The organism is Clostridium ljungdahlii (genome assembly GCF_001636845.1).
Classification (GTDB): domain Bacteria; phylum Bacillota; class Clostridia; order Clostridiales; family Clostridiaceae; genus Clostridium_B; species Clostridium_B ljungdahlii_A.
This window is the reverse complement of the sequence record NZ_LITT01000023.1, coordinates 109,761-126,928: the sequence shown is the minus strand read 5'-3', so window position 1 is coordinate 126,928 and position 17,168 is coordinate 109,761. Positions and strand designations below refer to the sequence as shown.

13 protein-coding genes, 1 tRNA gene, 1 riboswitch and 1 other annotated feature are annotated in these 17,168 nt (G+C 31.8%); of the genes, 5 read left to right on the top strand and 9 right to left on the bottom strand.

The genetic code is table 11. The features are described from left to right. Positions 1 to 4 precede the first annotated feature (4 nt). The 3 genes from WY13_RS10340 to leuS all read left to right on the top strand — a co-directional run bounded on the left by WY13_RS10340 (position 5) and on the right by leuS (position 3,538). A complete protein-coding gene (locus tag WY13_RS10340) occupies positions 5 to 523 on the top strand; it encodes a hypothetical protein (RefSeq protein ID WP_063555586.1) in 519 nt (172 codons plus the stop codon). A gap of 76 nt (positions 524 to 599) precedes the next feature. Further along, positions 600 to 674 (top strand) — tRNA-Gln (locus WY13_RS10335). Between the two features lie 101 nt (positions 675 to 775). Continuing rightward, positions 776 to 983 (top strand) — a binding site (T-box leader). A gap of 122 nt (positions 984 to 1,105) precedes the next feature. Beyond that, positions 1,106 to 3,538, top strand: coding sequence for a leucine--tRNA ligase (gene leuS / locus WY13_RS10330; RefSeq protein ID WP_063555585.1), 2,433 nt, complete (start codon positions 1,106 to 1,108; stop codon positions 3,536 to 3,538). Between the two features lie 78 nt (positions 3,539 to 3,616). Here leuS and WY13_RS10325 read toward each other — a convergent pair whose 3' ends face one another. Beyond that, complete coding sequence (locus WY13_RS10325) at positions 3,617 to 4,405, bottom strand: GTP pyrophosphokinase (RefSeq protein ID WP_063555584.1); 789 nt, start codon at positions 4,403 to 4,405, stop codon at positions 3,617 to 3,619. A 187-nt stretch (positions 4,406 to 4,592) separates the two neighbouring features. Here WY13_RS10325 and WY13_RS10320 point away from each other — a divergent pair, with 187 nt between their 5' ends. Beyond that, positions 4,593 to 5,402, top strand: a complete 810-nt coding sequence (locus tag WY13_RS10320) for a DUF2225 domain-containing protein (protein ID WP_063555583.1) — start codon at positions 4,593 to 4,595, stop codon at positions 5,400 to 5,402. Positions 5,403 to 5,445: 43 nt separating this feature from the next. Here the strand turns inward: WY13_RS10320 and WY13_RS10315 are convergent, their stop codons facing one another. The 5 genes from WY13_RS10315 to WY13_RS10295 form a co-directional block, all read right to left on the bottom strand. Further along, complete coding sequence (locus WY13_RS10315; protein ID WP_063555582.1) at positions 5,446 to 6,132, bottom strand: metallophosphoesterase; 687 nt, start codon at positions 6,130 to 6,132, stop codon at positions 5,446 to 5,448. 4 nt (positions 6,133 to 6,136) lie between these two features. Continuing rightward, positions 6,137 to 6,409 carry an EscU/YscU/HrcU family type III secretion system export apparatus switch protein gene (locus WY13_RS10310; protein ID WP_063555581.1) on the bottom strand — a complete coding sequence of 91 codons (273 nt, stop codon included), beginning with the start codon at positions 6,407 to 6,409 and terminating at the stop codon, positions 6,137 to 6,139. A 75-nt stretch (positions 6,410 to 6,484) separates the two neighbouring features. Further along, complete coding sequence (locus tag WY13_RS10305) at positions 6,485 to 8,284, bottom strand: hypothetical protein (protein WP_242866440.1); 1,800 nt, start codon at positions 8,282 to 8,284, stop codon at positions 6,485 to 6,487. Between the two features lie 107 nt (positions 8,285 to 8,391). Continuing rightward, complete coding sequence (locus WY13_RS10300; protein ID WP_063555813.1) at positions 8,392 to 9,018, bottom strand: ECF transporter S component; 627 nt, start codon at positions 9,016 to 9,018, stop codon at positions 8,392 to 8,394. 88 nt (positions 9,019 to 9,106) lie between these two features. Beyond that, positions 9,107 to 9,223: riboswitch (FMN riboswitch) on the bottom strand. Between the two features lie 109 nt (positions 9,224 to 9,332). Then, positions 9,333 to 11,486, bottom strand: coding sequence for a Tex family protein (locus WY13_RS10295; protein ID WP_063555579.1), 2,154 nt, complete (start codon positions 11,484 to 11,486; stop codon positions 9,333 to 9,335). A gap of 161 nt (positions 11,487 to 11,647) precedes the next feature. On the opposite strand from WY13_RS10295, the gene WY13_RS10290 reads away from it, so the two are divergent. Further along, positions 11,648 to 12,982: a M28 family metallopeptidase gene (locus WY13_RS10290; RefSeq protein ID WP_063555578.1), complete on the top strand. Its 1,335-nt coding sequence runs from the start codon at positions 11,648 to 11,650 to the stop codon at positions 12,980 to 12,982. 171 nt (positions 12,983 to 13,153) lie between these two features. Here WY13_RS10290 and gdhA read toward each other — a convergent pair whose 3' ends face one another. The 3 genes from gdhA to prfB all read right to left on the bottom strand — a co-directional run bounded on the left by gdhA (position 13,154) and on the right by prfB (position 17,166). Next, positions 13,154 to 14,500, bottom strand: coding sequence for an NADP-specific glutamate dehydrogenase (gdhA, locus tag WY13_RS10285; protein ID WP_063555577.1), 1,347 nt, complete (start codon positions 14,498 to 14,500; stop codon positions 13,154 to 13,156). A gap of 165 nt (positions 14,501 to 14,665) precedes the next feature. Next, positions 14,666 to 15,922, bottom strand: coding sequence for an MFS transporter (locus WY13_RS10280; protein ID WP_242866438.1), 1,257 nt, complete (start codon positions 15,920 to 15,922; stop codon positions 14,666 to 14,668). Positions 15,923 to 16,058: 136 nt separating this feature from the next. After that, positions 16,059 to 17,166, bottom strand: a protein-coding gene (gene prfB, locus WY13_RS10275; protein ID WP_156499017.1) for a peptide chain release factor 2 whose coding sequence is annotated in 2 segments (ribosomal slippage) — positions 16,059 to 17,087 and positions 17,089 to 17,166 — 1,107 coding nt in all. Because the reading frame shifts where the segments join, the coding sequence is not laid out codon by codon here. Positions 17,167 to 17,168: the final 2 nt, after the last annotated feature.

Sequence of the window (17,168 nt, the reverse complement as noted above, 5' to 3'; positions counted from 1 at the left end):
ATTAATGACAAAAGCTCAAAATAAAACCTCCAATATAACCAAAGGAGGTTTTTTAACTACCTTAGGAGTCATTTTAATATACTTAAGTGGCATAGTGCCAATAAATAAAGCTTTTCTTCTGGCTTTGGCTTCTTTTATCATACCATTATCAGTGCTCGTTACAGGTTACAAAAATGCTATTACTATTTATGCAGCTACTTCCTTACTATCTCTTATAATATGCGGGTTTAAAATTACAGTGCTTTCCTATATAGTATTTTTTGGTCTCTATGGATTAATAAAATATTTTGTTGAAAAGCTCAGAAAATTACCTCTTGAAATTATAATAAAACTTGCTTTTTTTAATATATGTTTACTAATACTATTTTTAGTTTACAGTCTATTTTTTCCTGGTCTTTTAAAAATAAAAATAGGTCCTTATTTAATTGTATTAAGCGCACAAATAGCTTTTCTAATATATGACTATCTGTTAACCTTATTTATAAATTATGTTAACAGATATATTTTAAAAATAATAAAATAGTATTGTATTTAATAATAAACTATTGACATATGAATTTGTGGTGATATAATGTTTATTGTTGAGATTTACATAACAGTGCCCATTCGCCAAATGGTAAGGCACCTGTCTCTGGAACAGGTATGTGTTGGTTCGAGTCCAGCATGGGCAGCCAAGAGAGAACTCTTTATTTTAGGAGTTCTTTTTTAAAATAAAATTTAAAAATAAATTCTTGACATAGAACTGTTTAATATTATAGAATGAGAAATAAACTAATATTTAGCTTTGAAAAAGGAACAGTAGTATTTGTATCACTAAAGAGAGCTGTTGTTAGGTGAAAAACAGTGTGAACAGAATACGAAACTCACCTTAGGAGCTTATCTGAAGAAAATCAGATACGGTATGAACCGTTATTTTTTGAGTGAAACCAATTTATTGGTTTAATTAGAGTGGTACCGCGGAAGCCAAATCTTTCGTCTCTTGATTTTAAGAGATGAGAGATTTTTTTATATTCTAGCAACAAATAAACACCACAATTTTACTAGACTTCTTTAGCTTACAAAAGCGTAAAGGCTATATTAAATTACAAATAAAGGAGAAGATATTATGTACAGTATCGAAACTGACAAAAAATGGCAAACAAAATGGGAAGAAACATCACTTTATAAATTTGACGATAACAATTTAGATAAAAAATTATATGTACTGGAGATGTTCTCCTACCCTTCAGGTAGTAAGCTTCATGCAGGACACTGGTTTAACTATGCTCCTGTAGATTCCTGGGCAAGACTTAAGAAAATGCAGGGGTATAATGTATTCCAACCTATGGGTTTTGATTCTTTTGGCCTTCCTGCAGAAAACTATGCTATTAAAACTGGAATACACCCAAGTGATTCTACAGAAAAAAATATAGCTACTATGGAAAAACAACTTAAATCTATGGGTGCAATGTTCAACTGGGAAAATGAAGTAATTACCTGTCGTCCTGAATATTACAAGTGGAATCAGTGGTTATTTTTACAACTATATAAACATGGTTTAGCTTACAGGAAAAATGCCCCTGTAAACTGGTGCCCTAGCTGTAAAACAGTACTTGCAAACGAGCAGGTACAAGATGGATTTTGTGAAAGATGTGGTACCGAGGCAACTAAGAAGGATTTAACTCAATGGTTCTTCAAGATTACAGATTATTCAGAAGAACTTCTTCAGTGCCTAGATAAACTAGATTGGCCAGAAAAAACAAAGGCTATGCAAAGACATTGGATAGGTAAATCCACCGGTACAAATGTAACTTTTAAAGTAGCAGATTCTGATATTGAGTTCAGTGTATTTACTACAAGAGTTGATACCTTATTTGGTGTTACCTATGTAGTTTTATCACCTGAAAATACCTTAGTTGATAAATTGACCAAAGATGAATACAAAGATGAAGTAGAAAAATATAAAGAATCAGCTAAGAAGCAAAGTGAAATCGAAAGACAGTCAATTACAAGAGAAAAAACTGGTGTATTCAGTGGTTCTTATGCTATAAATCCTATAAATGGCAGAAAGGTTCCTATATGGATAGGCGATTATGTACTAAATACTTATGGTACCGGTGCCGTAATGGCAGTTCCTGCCCACGATGAAAGAGACTTTGCATTTGCAACAAAATATAAGCTTCCTATTGAAAGAGTTATAGAAGGTGGAGACTCCTTACCTTATGTAGAACATGGCGAAATGATAAATAGCGGTGAATTCGATGGTCTAACTACAAAAGAAGGCAAAGAAGCTGTAACTAAGAAGCTTGAAAGTATGGGATTGGGCTCTGGAAAAGTAAACTACAGACTAAGAGACTGGTTAATTTCAAGACAGAGATATTGGGGAACTCCTATTCCTATAGTATATTGCGAAAAATGTGGGACAGTTCCTGTACCAGAAGATCAACTTCCAGTTGAACTCCCATATAATGTAGAATTTTCTCCTGATGGTAAGTCTCCTCTTTTAAAATCAGAAGAATTCATGAATACTACATGCCCTTGCTGCGGGGGTCCTGCGAAAAGAGAAGCTGATACTTTAGACACATTTGTATGTTCTTCCTGGTATTATTTAAGGTATGTTGATAATAAAAATAGCGAAAACCCTTTTGATAAAGCTAAAATAGATAAAATGCTCCCTGTAGATATGTACGTAGGTGGTCCTGAACATGCTTGCATGCACCTTCTGTATGCCCGATTTATTACTAAAGCTCTTAGGGATATGGGTTTCTTAGACTTTGACGAACCTTTCCTATCTCTTAGACATCAAGGCATAATACTTGGTCCTGATGGTCAAAAAATGAGTAAATCAAAGGGAAATACCATATCTCCAGATGACTGCATACAAGAATATGGTTCTGACGTATTTAGAATGTATCTGATGTTTGGATTTGACTACAGTGAAGGTGGGGCTTGGAACGATGACGGAATTAAATCCATAAGTAAATTTGTAGATAGAATTGAAAGAACTATCTCTTCTGTAAAAGAAATTATAGAAAGTGGAGATGCCGGAAAAACTTCTATGGATGCTGACGAAAAAGAACTTAACTATACAAGGAACTTTTCAATCAAATCTGTATCAGAGGATGCTAATAAATTTCAGTTTAATACATCTATCGCTAGAATTATGGAATTTACAAATGCACTTTCGAAGTACATTCAGCAAAAAGATAAAAATATATCGCTGCTAAAAGATACTGTAATTGATTTTGTAAAAATCATAGCACCTTTTGCACCTCACTTTGCAGAAGAGCAATGGGAATCTCTAGGAAAAAGCTATTCCATATTTAATGAAAAATGGCCTGATTTTGAACCCAATGCACTTATAAGAGATGAGGCAGAAATAGCCATTCAGATAAATGGTAAAATCAAAGCTAAAATAAATGTATCCACGAACTTGAAAGAAGACCAGATAAAAGAGTTATCTCTTTCTAATGAACATATTAAATCCCTTTTAAACGGTAAAGATGTAAAGAAAGTCATAGTGGTAAAAGGCAGGCTTGTAAATATAGTAGCCAAATAACAATATGTAGATAGCTGTCATTACTAATTTCAGTTGCTAGTTTTGGTTAAAACCTGCAACTGAATTGTAACATGACAGCTATTTGTACATTTGAAGTAACTTTTCTGTTGAACGGAGTAAGCTCACAAGCTCAGACACTTCTCCCTCTTCAAGTAAATTATTTAATTGGACTTGATATCTAGTTGATTCGCTTAACTTTCCCATAGAAGACATAGTAAGTATATTGTTCATTATATCAGAAACCAAGCTTGACTTTACTTCAAATAACTTTTGGGCATCTTTTATTTCATCCTTGATCTCAAGCATCTGTTGATCAAGCTGGAAAGCTGCATCTGCCGCACTCTTAAGTTTTAATTTTATTCCACCAGGTATGTCCTGCTTATATTTGTAGTTCAGCGAGTGCTCTATAGTAGCCCAAAAATTCATGGCAAGAGTCCTTATCTGAAACTCAGCTAGTATTTCTTTCTCACCCTCTGCCATATTAACAGGGTATTTAATTATTACATGGTAACTCCTATATCCACTTTCCTTCACATTAGATATATAATCTTTTTCATACATTATATTCATATCTTTCCTATTTCTTATTATCTCAACTACCTTTTCTATATCATCTACAAACTGGCACATAACTCTAATACCAGCTATATCTTCCATCTCATAACCTATTCTGTCAAGAGGTATATTGAACTTATTGGCTTTCTCTAATATGCTAGATATCTCCTTTACTCTTCCAGTAACAAATTCTATTGGTGAGTATTCATTCCTTTTTCTATATTCTTTTCTTATACTTTTAAATTTTACTTTTAACTCTTCAACAGCTTGACTATATGGTATTAAAAATGTTTTCCATTCCCCTATTGCCACATAAATCACCCCCAACGAATTATATAAGTACATTATTATTATATCAAAAATTTAAATTATTCAATATAGTATATATGTTTCATATATACTTAATAGTATAATTTAAATAATTTTTTTGATATAATAATATTATAACTTAATAATCAATACAAAAAATATATTATTCATAATGAAGGTGGCTACAGATATGTCTAAAAAAACCTCTTTGAGTCTAGAAAATTTAAATGAAGATGAAGGCTTAAGTGAAGAAGAAAAGCAAAAACTGTTACTTTACAATAAAAAAGTAGTATGTCCTGTTTGTGATAATACTTTTAATGCAAGAGCTATTAAGAAATCTTCTTATAGAATACAAAAAAAAGATTCTGACTTTTTTATAAGATATTCTATTATAAATCCCTATTTTTATGACGTATGGGTATGTGATGAATGTGGTTATTCAGCTATGAAAAGTGACTTTGAACACCTGAGTGATTATGACGCAAACATAATTAGGGAAAAAATCTCTCCTAAGTGGAAAAGTAAGAATTATCCTGAGGTATATGATATAGATTTAGCTATAACAAGATACAAGTTATCTCTTTTAAATTATTACATTATAAATGCTAGATCTAGTAAAAAAGCAATGAATTCTTTAAAAATTGCCTGGATGTACAGACTTAAAGAAGATGAAAAAAAGGAAATGGAATTTCTAAATCAGGCATTAGAAAATCTTCAAAATGCATATTACAATGAGCCTTCTCCTATATACGGTATGGACAAGTTTACTACAATGTATCTTATAGGAGAACTTATGAGACGTACAGGTAGAGAAGAAGACTCCCTAATCTGGTTCAGTGAAGTAACATCCTCTACTATAGCATCACAAAAAATTAAAAATTTAGCTAGAGATCAGAAAGATCTTATAAAGGATGTAATAACTGAAACTGAAGATAACAATCCTACAGATGGCTCAGATGATAATAAAAAACATGGACTTTTTTCTAAATTTCACAAATAGCCTGTCCATTCATTTTTAGAGTAAGCTTATTTTCAAGTTTACTCTACATTATTCTTATAGGATTAAATTTTACATAATCTGCAGAAGCTAGTATATACTCTACTCCATTTAAGTTTCCCGTTACAGCCTTGGATAAAGATTCTCCATGAAGATGTCCATATATAACCTTCTCTACAGCATATTCCCTAAATATATCCGTAAATCCCGAGGACATGAACTTTTCACTTATAGGCGGATAATGTATCATTACTATAAATTTTTTATATCCTGCCTTTACTGCACAGTCCAAAGAATTTTTCATTCTTAAAAGTTCTCTTTTATATATTTTTTCATCATGAGCAGAAAAGTTATCACTTTCTGGACAATTCCAGCCTCTTGTACCACATATTCCATAATCCTTATAGGTAAAAAAATTATTCTGTATAAAACCCATGTCTTCATACATATTATTTAGTTTAGTAATACTGTTCCACCAATAGTCATGATTTCCCTTTATCATCAATTTTGTTCCTGGAAGTTGGTGCACCCACTCTAAATCACAAGCTCCTCCTTCCATGTTCATGGACCAAGATATATCTCCTGATATCAATACCTTGTCTTCACTAGTTATCTTGCTGCTCCAATTTTTTTTAATTTTTTCATCATGATTAGTCCAGTTATTTCCAAAAACATCCATAGGCTTACTGCCAGTTAAGTCCAAATGCAAATCTGATATTGCAAATAAAGCCAAATAATCACCTTCTACTTCTACTTATATTTTTATCTATATCTACCACATAAGCTATTACTTTAGCTACCGCATCATATAACTCAAAAGGTACATTATCCCCTATGTCCACATTACTCAAAAGATTGGCAAGCTCTTTATCATAAACTATAGGAACGCCGCTCTCTTTTGCCTTATTCAATATATTATCTGCTATTTGTCCTATGCCTGCTGCAGTAACTATAGGTGCTTCATAATTATATTCATATTTTAAAGCCGCCGCTTTCTTTTTCTTATCCATAATATTCCCCTTTAATGAGAGTTCAGTAATGAGTTCATAATAACCAGTAAGGCATTTGAAAGAAAATGCCTTAAGTTATGCCTTTGTATTTATAACACCAATATCGCTATCCTGAAAAAACTCCCTACAAGTTGATATATTCATCTCTTCTTTCTTTTCATCAAATCTAACATATACATTATACCCTATATCAGATAAGCTCTCCAATACCCTTTTTTCAGTTTTCTTGAATAAATTAAGCCATTCCTTATTACATTTGATATCTATATCCATATTACTGTTTTTAACGCTTAAATATGCATCTACTGTACCCATATTTTCAGTACTTACAGAAGTTACTACTTTTACATTAGTAGAATCTATTTTTTTCCCTTTTTTCCTTTCATCCTTAATCATCAGTTTGCATTGATAATCTTGTTGATTTAGATTTATAGGGACATCCATATAATAGTATGAATTAGAAACAGTATTAAATACCTTAAAATCGTTCATGTTATTGTTAAGCACTTGTGCAATATTTCCACTAAGTTGATTTTTGCCATCTCCTTTTTGATCTAAAACTGTTCTTATGATATCCTTCATCTCACTGGTCTTTATGTTTATCTGTTCTTTAATCTGACTTACAATGTCATCCATACCATTTTGCTTTACAAAATTATTATGGTGAGAGCTTTCAACTTTACTTCCTTCCTTTTCGGAAAACTTTAAAACCGTATTTGAAGTATCTTTTTGTTCTAAATTCTCTATATCTTTGGAAGAAATGCCTTTATCTATACCTGTCTGCTGTTCTATGCCTTTAGAGGAAATATCTTCTTTTACATTAGATGATTGTTCTACATTTGGAGATTGAGTTTTTTCTTCACCTACTGAATTTTTGATTTTATTTAAAATTTCATTTAGCTTACTTACATCCAATCCCTCACTATTTAAAACAGTTTTATTTTCTACACCAGCCCTTTCTGTACCTGCTCTACTAGCAATGTCCTTTTCACTCTGTGTAGAAACAATATTGTCCTTAGTAGGTATATTTATTGCTTTATTGTCACTATTCTCACTTCTATATACTTCAGTTTGAACTTTTGGGGAAATAACTTTTAGATTGTCTTTTGTACCTTCAACTTGGTTTTGGGGTTGTACATTATTGGATTTCTGTCCAGATAGAGTTTCTCCCAAGAATTTTATTTCGTTGTATATGGTGCCATCTTTTTTAAATACATTGTTAAAACTTTTTATATTATCTTCACTTAGTTCCATATTGTTTTCCAAGAAAGTAAGCAAATCATCACCACTTATCTGTTTTAGTTGACTAAAAAAATTTTTTAATGTACTGGTGGTAAATTTACCTTCTGTGCTTTCAGGGGATATGCCTCTACTATCTAGATATTTACCTATAAACTCATCCTCTTCATTAGGATCATTTTTTATTTTGTCTATAAAATCCAGGGTAGTTTTTATATTAGAAATATTACTTTTAGTAAGTGGTATTTCGTGCTTAAGCATGCTTTTTACAAGCTGGTAGTCATCACTACTTAAATTAAGATCACCGGATTCTCTAATAAAGCTATCTATAGAATCTTTTCCTCCGCTTTGTTCTCCATCTTGTGAGTTAACAATTTTTAATTTAAGCTTTCCATCTTCGAACCCTTGCACTTCTAGCCTTACAAGCTTATTTGGCAAAAAATCTACTGGGTTTTCTATCTCTGCAGAAAATTGCCATCCATCTAAAAGTTTTAAAAGTATTTCTCCCGTAGATTTTTTTAAATCTAAAATTCTAGCAGAAAATTTTTCACCTACTTCAAAAGATAACTTAGTAGATATACGCTTATTATCTACATTATAACTACTGTTTACATTCCATATACCTGGCAAATTCATCACCCTTTATAATTTATTCTCTTTTTAAGTTATGTATAAATTATCGTACAAAAATGTTTTTTCATAAAGATAAAATAAAAAAATCTGGGATAAACCCAGATTTTTTTCTAATTGTTATGTTCTGCCAAACCCCTACTTTTACTCTGCTCTTGTTTCAGTATCGGTGATACACTCTTATACAAAACTAGTGTAAGTGCTGTAAGTACTAATCCTTTTAATAAATTAAAAGGTACAATAGCAAATAATATCAAGGTATTTATATCTGTTATACTTCCATTTACTTTTCCTGCTGCTGCTACCATTGCGCTTATAGGGAAATTAAGTAGTTTTTCATAAAGTGGCAGTAATACGAAATAATTTAACACTGCAGCAGATACTGACATAGCAATAGTTGCCACCCCAAGACTAATTGCTGCTGTCTTTTTAGTTTTATGTCTGTTATATAAATATCCTGCTGTAAATACTAAAACTGAACCAACTGCAAAATTTGCGAATTCTCCTATAAATGCTGTTTTTCCATCAAATATTCCATGGAGTATATTTTTCAAAAGTTCTATGGCAACTCCAGCTCCAGGTCCAAGTGCAAAAGTACCTATTAAAGCTGGTAAATCACTTATATCAATCTGTAAAAACGATGGGAACACAGGAATTGCAACTTCTATGAACATAAGTAAAAATCCAATTACACCTAACAATGATATCTTTACTAGCCTGTTTAACTTATTGCTTCTCATATCTAACATCCCCCTAAAATATTGTGTATAACCTTCTAAGGTAAGTAAAAAAAGCCCTGATAAAATATCAGGGCTAATAAACACTGCATTTTACCTTCTTTCATCCAGACTCTACTGTCGGCCTCGGAATCTCACCGAATCATACCAATTATGGCTCGCGGGCTATACCGCCGGTGGGGAATCACACCCCGCCCTGAAGATTATATTTTAAATTTTCAAATTTATTATAATACTTTTACCAGCATATTTCAACATATTCTTAAAATAATTTTTACCCAATGATTACCTTCTGTAACAGTCCTATAGCACTCTGTTTATTTCATGCTAAGTGATATTCTCTTTCTCTTTTCATCCACTTCAAGTACAGTTACCTGAACTATATCTCCTACTTGAACTACATCAAGTGGGTGCTTTACAAATTTATCTGACAACTGGCTTATATGAACAAGTCCATCCTGATGAACTCCAATATCTACAAAAGCTCCAAAATCTGCTACATTTCTAACTGTACCTGTAAGAACCATGCCTGGTTTTAATTGATTAATATCTATTATTCCAGTCTTAAGTATAGGTTTAGGAAGCTCTTCTCTTGGATCTCTTCCCGGCTTTTTTATCTCTTTTATTATATCTTTTAAAGTTGGCTCACCTACATTAAGCTTTTTTGAAAGAACATCTATTCCTATTTTATCAACTCTATTATCTATACCTGAAAGTTCTCCATTTTTTAAATTTTCCATATCGTATCCAATAATTTTCAGAAGTCCCTTTGCTGCATCATAAGATTCAGGATGAACAGAAGTATTGTCAAGGGGCTCCCCACTTTCCATTACCCTTAAAAATCCTGCACACTGTTCAAAAGCTTTAGCTCCCAATCTTTTAACCTTTAAAAGCTCTTTTCTGTTTTTAAATTTACCATTTTCTTCTCTATAAGCTACAATATTTGATGCTATAGCAGTATTTATTCCGGATATATAGGCCAGAAGAGACGGCGTTGCTATATTTAAGTCTACACCTACACTATTTACACAATCTTCTACAATTCCTTTTAAAGATTCATCTAATTTTTTTGGTGCAACATCATGTTGGTACTGTCCTACCCCTATGGATTTAGGATCTATTTTAACAAGCTCTGCTAAAGGATCTTGAAGTCTTCTTCCTATAGATATAGCTCCCCTCAAAGATACATTTATATCTGGATATTCCTTTGCTGCAAGTTCCGATGCAGAATAAATTGAAGCTCCTGCTTCAGATACAATTACATAGTACAAGTCTTTTCCTTTTTCTTCCTTTACTTCTTTTATAAGTTTTCCAATGAGTTCTTCAGATTCCCTGCTAGCAGTTCCGTTTCCAAGGGATACAACATTTACATCATATTTATATACCAGCTCCTTTAGTTTCTTTATAGATCCTTGCACATCATTTTGAGGTGCAGTAGCATATACTATTGCGGTATCTAACAATTTACCCGTATCATCCAGTACTGCAATTTTGCATCCATTCCTAAAACCAGGGTCATAGCCAAGTACATTCTTTCCCTTTATAGGTGATTGCATCAAGAGTGCCTTCAAATTAGCTTTAAATATTTTTATGGCACCTTCTTCTCCCATATCTGTAAGTTCTGATCTTATTTCTCTTTCGATAGATGGGTAAATTAATCTCTTGAGTGAATCCTCTGCACTTTTTTCTATATAAGTATCTGTTATATTATTTCCTTTAAGAGATTGATTTTTTAAATAAATTTCTATATTCTCCATATCACAGGTTATCTTTACAGATAAAACTTTTTCCTTTTCCCCTCTATTTATAGCTAGTATTCTATGAGGTGGAATAGACTTAACTGCTTCTCTATAATCATAGTACATTTCATAAGGAGTTGGTTCTTTGCTTTCACCCTTCGTTTCAATTATTCCATTTTCCCAAACAAATTTTCTTATCCATTTTCTATACTTTGCTTCATCAGAAATAACCTCACTTATTATGTCAACTGCACCTGCTAGTGCATCTTCTGAAGATTCAACGCCCTTTTCCTCATCTATAAATTTTTCTGCATACTTTTCTATATCATCTTGAAAGTTTCCAGCTAAAATAACTTCTGAAATAGGCTTCAATCCTTTTTCCTGTGCAATAGTTGCTCTGGTTCTCTTCTTTGGTTTATATGGTCTATATATGTCTTCTACTTCTGTTAAAGTGCTGCTGTGTTCTATAGAATTCTTTAGTTCTTCCGTAAGTTTTCCCTGTTCTTCTATTATCCTTATTACATCTTCTTTTCTAGATTTAAGATTTCTAAGATATGTAAGCCTTTCTGCCAGTTTTCTTAAAGTTACATCACTCATGCTTCCTGTAAGCTCTTTTCTATATCTGGCTATAAAAGGTACTGTATTACCTGAATCTAAAAGTTCAATTACACTATTTATATATTTTTTATTTACACTAAGCTCTTCAGCTAATGTATCTATTATATTATTCATTCTTACCTCCTGGTCAATTTTATTTATCATAAATCTCTAAGTTAAAAGTAGGATTAAACATATCGAAAAAGTAAATCAGCTAAAAATATATTACAACAGTTATATACACTTTGGCAAATTAATATATATTTAGAAACACATTATTTTAGAGGTTATTATTAATGAAAAAATTTATGTTTATGCTACCATTAACTATATTTTGTATTATTTGTTCGTTGAGTTTTCAATATTATTATTTTGTACATCCGCTAAATTCCTCAAAAGTTAAAAATACTATTTCCTATCTATCTTCAGATAATTTTAAAGGAAGGCTTACTGGAACTTTGGAAAATTATGAAACAGCAGCTTTTATAAAACATTATTTTAAATCAGAAAATTTAAGTTCTTATAATAAGGATTATTTACAATCCTTTAATGTAGTTTACCCTGAAAAAATAGATGCTGCTCCATATCTCATAGTAAAGGATAAAAATGGCTTTATAGTAAAACAGTATACGTATGCTGCAGATTATAAGGAAGATATGCTAAACTTTAAAAATAGCAGTGTATCTTTTAAAAAAGATGATGTTATTTCACTATCAAAAAACAGCTTTCAAGTACAGACATCAAACCAATATTTTTTGTTTTATACTCCCAAAAATGATAACTTAGATTTTAGGAGTTCCTTTATTGCAAATTCTCGGGGAAGCATGTACATTATGATAAAAGAACAAACTGCCAAAGAAATAAAAAATTACTTGAATTCAGATTGTGAAATAAGCTGTTTCATACCTTTTCATAATAAATTAACTTCTGCTTATAACGTAATAGGATACATAAAAGGTAAAAATCCTGCCCTACCACCCCTTGTTCTATCTGCCCATTTTGATCACCTTGGTTCTGACCTTTCTGGCACAGTATACAGTGGCGCCCTAGACAATGCTTCTGGTACTTCTTTTTTGCTTGGTCTTATAAAATATATAAATTCTCTCGGAAAACCAGAGAGGAATATAGTAATTGCAGCTTTTAATGCAGAAGAATTTGGATGCTTAGGATCAAAAAATTTTGCACAGCAATATAAAGACACCCTAAGAGGAGGAAAAGTTATAAATTTTGACATGTTAGGCAGTGATAAAAACGTTCCTCTTTCCATAATGGCAGGAAAATGGGACTCAAAGAATTTACCTTTTGTAAAAGAAATAGCACAATTATGTACTAATAGCAAGATAAACTTTAAGTACACTTTTGAAAATTCCAGTGATCATCAATATTTTAGAGCTTATAACATAGATGCCCTAACTTTATCAGATGCAGATACATCCAAAATCCACACACCTATGGACAAATCTCAATATATAAATACAAAATCCATAGATAGATGCTTTAATGTAGTCTCAAAAGAAATTGACAGCTATGCCTTCAATAATAACCCTTTTATTTTATACTATAAGTACTTATTTTCTATATCATTTTGTGGAATACTTATAATTGTTAGTTTATATTTGCATCAATTTTGACTTTTTCACTTAAACTCATCAAAATATTTAACTATATAATTTCAACTAAGAAATTGTTGCAATAGAAATTTTGTAGATAAGTCTACTTAAAAGTTTAGGATTAACAATGGACAGTTGAAAGAGGATTTTTCTTTAAAAAATCCTCCATAACTTCCAAGCTTCTCTATAGACTTAAATTATACCCTGGGCCATCATAGCCTCAGCAACTTTTAAAAATCCAGCAATATTGGCTCCTACAACTATATTTCCTTCATTTCCATATTCTTTTGCTGCATTTTTAGAATTATTATAAATATTAATCATTATATTTTTTATCTTGTTATTTACTTCTTCAAATGTCCATGAATACCTTATACTATTCTGAGACATTTCAATAGCAGAACACGCAACTCCTCCTGCATTAGCTGCCTTAGAAGGTCCAAAAAGAATCTCATTACTTAAAAATACATTTATTGCATCTAAAGTTGAAGGCATATTTGCTCCTTCTGATACAGCTATAACACCATTTTCTACAAGAGCTTTAGCTGATTTTTCATTTATTTCGCCTTGAGTTGCACAAGGAAGAGCTATGTCACACTTAACATTCCAAATTTCTCTAAAATCTGGTACATACTTAGCAGTAGGCACACTTTTTAAATATTCTTTTATTCTTCCTCTTCTAACTTCTTTAATTTCTTTTACTACATCTAGATCAATTCCATTTTCATCCAAAATATATCCATTAGAATCAGAGCAAGTAATAACCTTAGCTCCAAGTTCAGTTGCTTTTTCAATAGCATAAATAGCCACATTTCCTGAACCTGAAACTACTACTTTTTTATCTTTGAAACTCAAATTATGATCTTTTAGCATTTCTTCAGTAAAATAAACTAATCCATATCCAGTTGCTTCTGTTCTAGCAAGACTTCCTCCATAAGTCAGTCCCTTTCCTGTCAAAGTCCCCTGTTCACTTACACTTCTAAGTTTATTGTAATATCCATATAAATATCCAATCTCTCTTCCACCAACACCTATGTCTCCTGCAGGTACATCTCTATTAGAACCTATGTATTTGTACAGCTCAGACATAAAAGCTTGGCAAAATCTCATAACTTCGTTATCAGATTTCCCTTTTGGATCAAAATCTGAACCGCCTTTTGCTCCTCCAATGGGTAAACCTGTTAAGGAATTCTTAAATATTTGCTCAAATCCTAAAAACTTTACAATACTTTGATTTACAGACGGATGAAATCTTAACCCGCCCTTATAAGGTCCTATAGCCGAATTAAACTGAATTCTAAAACCCCTGTTTACTTGAACCTCTCCATTATCATCAACCCATGGAACTCTAAAACTTATAGCTCTTTCTGGTTCAGTTAATCTTTCAAGTAATCCTGCTTTAATAAAATCAGGTCTTTTATCAAATACAGGTACTAAAGAAGTTAAAACTTCTTTTACAGCATCAAGGAATTCATTTTCACCTGGGTTTCTTTTTTGTACAGTGCTTAAAACTTTTTGAACATACTCTTTGCCATCCATATTATTACTCCTTCATAAAATAATTGTAGCTATCTTTACTATTTTACTTATAATTATATCAAAATTAGCATAACTTAAAAGCACATTCTATCATCTTATAGAAATTCTGCACAAATTTGAATTACTATTCATCCATATCTATATTATCCGATATATGTAATATAATTAATTGTACTTAAAATTTCTATTCTTTAATTCTACAAAGAATACAGTAATAAGCGTAAATAAAAGCATTATTAATCCACAGCTAAAGAATCCAAATTTGCCACCGAATTTTTCCATAACTACACCTACAAAAGCACTTCCGAAAGGTGTACTCCCAATATTTAAAAGGGCATATATACTCATTACCCTTCCCCTATATTCATCTTCTGTATTAAACTGCAGTGTAGCATTTGCTCTATTCAAAAAAGTAAGTCCGAAGAAGCCTACACACACAAACAGCATACCTACTAATAAATAACTACTTGTAAATAAAGTTACTATCTGTAAAATAGCCAATATAAAAGAATTTATTATTAGGAAGTGCTTACTTCTAAGTCCTCTGCCTATCCCTGCCATAAAAATGGCTCCTAAAAATGATCCTGCACCTGAAAGGCTTAAAAGAAGACTATACTCTTTTGCTCCGCCATTCATGACTTGCTTTGCAAATACAGGTATGATTACATTGCTATTAAATGCAAAAGTGCATACTATAGCCATCATAAACATTACAGATAGGAGTATTTTCTTATTTATAGTATATATAATCCCACCTTTTAAGTCCTGAATTAGACTGAAATTTTTGGACTTCAATGTTGGGTTACCTTTTGCCTTTATTTGAAATACGCCATATATAACAGGTATAAAACTAATTGTATTGATAAGAAAGCACTGAAATACTCCTACTTTATTCATTATTATCCCTGCAAATGCAGGTCCAACTATACGGGATATATTAAAAACAGTTGAATTTAAAGATATAGCATTTGGAAGATCCTTTTTTCCTACAAGTTCAATAAAGAAGGACTGCCTTGTAGGCATGTCCAAACTTGTTATAATTCCATTAATAACAGACAATATAGCTAATATCCAATACTTACTATATCCAACATAAACAACAAAAGTCAATATAAAGGACTGTATCATGTAAGAAAACTGAGTTATTAAAATAATTTTTCTTTTGGGATATCTTTCTGCTATAACACCTGCGATAAGAGTAATCAAAAATACCGGTGCATATTGAAATACTGATATAAGTCCAAGAAGAAAAGGAGAATTTGTTATCTTATACACATACCAACTGAGCGCAGTATTTTGAATCATAGTCCCCATTAGTGACAAAAGCTGTCCTGACAAAAAATATCTAAAATCTCTATGTTTTAGGGATGAAAAGACATCCCCCACTGTACTTTTAAAACTCAAGCTAAATCCTTCTTTCAATTATGAGTTAGAAATCATTATCCAGGAACATATCTGCTCTAATATTCCCACTTTTCCAAGTTGGAATATTAGAGCAGATAGTCATCGGACAAATGCAAATAAATGCTATCAGATTATACGCCTGATAGCACTTTATTTACTTTGCCTGCTGTCTTAAATAAGCTAATATAAAATTATCAATTTCTCCATCCATTACTGAAGACACATTTCCATTCTCTACTCCAGTTCTATGATCTTTTACAAGAGTATATGGATGGAATGCATAGGATCTTATCTGACTTCCCCATCCCATGTCCTTAAGTTCTCCTGCAAGATCTTCTATCTTTTCCTTATGTGCTCTTTCTTTAAGTTCCACAAGTTTTGATTTTAACATGAGCATTGCAGTTTCTCTATTATAATGCTGACTTCTTTCATTCTGGCACTGTACAACTATACCTGTAGGTATATGAGTTATCCTAACTGCAGATTCCGTTTTATTTACGTGCTGTCCGCCTGCACCAGAAGACCTATAGGTATCTACCCTTAAATCTTCTGGCCTTATGTCTATATCTTGGCTTTTAGTAAGTTCCGGTAAAACCTCTACAGATGCAAAAGAAGTCTGTCTTTTCCCATTAGCATTGAAAGGTGATATTCTAACCAATCTATGGATACCCTTTTCGGCTTTCAAATACCCATAAGCAAATTCCCCTATTATCCTTAATGATACACTTTTTATTCCAGCATCATCTGCAGGAAGGATGTCTAAAGTCTCAACTTTATATCCAGATTTTTCTGCCCATCTGGTATACATCCTCAAAAGCATTTCCGTCCAGTCTTGGGCATCTGTGCCACCAACTCCCACATGTAAATTCAATATGGCATTGTTTTTATCATATTGTCCTGATAAAAGTATTTCTATTTTAAGTTTATCAATTATATTTTCGATATCTTCAACTTCAGATAATATATCTTTGCAGCCAGAAATATCTTCCTCTTCTTCCGCAATATGAGCTAGAATTTCTGCATCATTTATTCTACTCTCCAACTTATTATACATATCCAGCTTTTCATTTAAAAACTTTTCCTCAGAAGTTACTTCCTGTGCCCTTTCCAAGTGATCCCAGAAATTAGGCTCCTGCATTTTCATCTGCAATTCTTCTATCCTATTCTTATAGTTACCTAGGTCAAAGAGACTCCTTTATTTTATTTAATGTTTTTTTTAATATGCTCAATTTTGATAGGGATTCTTCCAAATCAATTATCATAC

Excerpts from the sequence above, each read along its gene's own strand:
- WY13_RS10340 (WP_063555586.1), top strand. The coding sequence starts at position 5 with ATGACAAAAGCTCAAAATAAAACCTCCAATATAACCAAAGGAGGTTTT.
- leuS (WP_063555585.1), top strand. The coding sequence starts at position 1,106 with ATGTACAGTATCGAAACTGACAAAAAATGGCAAACAAAATGGGAAGAA.
- WY13_RS10320 (WP_063555583.1), top strand. The coding sequence starts at position 4,593 with ATGTCTAAAAAAACCTCTTTGAGTCTAGAAAATTTAAATGAAGATGAA.
- WY13_RS10310 (WP_063555581.1), bottom strand. The coding sequence starts at position 6,409 with ATGGATAAGAAAAAGAAAGCGGCGGCTTTAAAATATGAATATAATTAT.
- WY13_RS10305 (WP_242866440.1), bottom strand. The coding sequence starts at position 8,284 with ATGAATTTGCCAGGTATATGGAATGTAAACAGTAGTTATAATGTAGAT.
- WY13_RS10300 (WP_063555813.1), bottom strand. The coding sequence starts at position 9,018 with ATGAGAAGCAATAAGTTAAACAGGCTAGTAAAGATATCATTGTTAGGT.
- WY13_RS10295 (WP_063555579.1), bottom strand. The coding sequence starts at position 11,486 with ATGAATAATATAATAGATACATTAGCTGAAGAGCTTAGTGTAAATAAA.
- WY13_RS10290 (WP_063555578.1), top strand. The coding sequence starts at position 11,648 with ATGAAAAAATTTATGTTTATGCTACCATTAACTATATTTTGTATTATT.
- gdhA (WP_063555577.1), bottom strand. The coding sequence starts at position 14,500 with ATGGATGGCAAAGAGTATGTTCAAAAAGTTTTAAGCACTGTACAAAAA.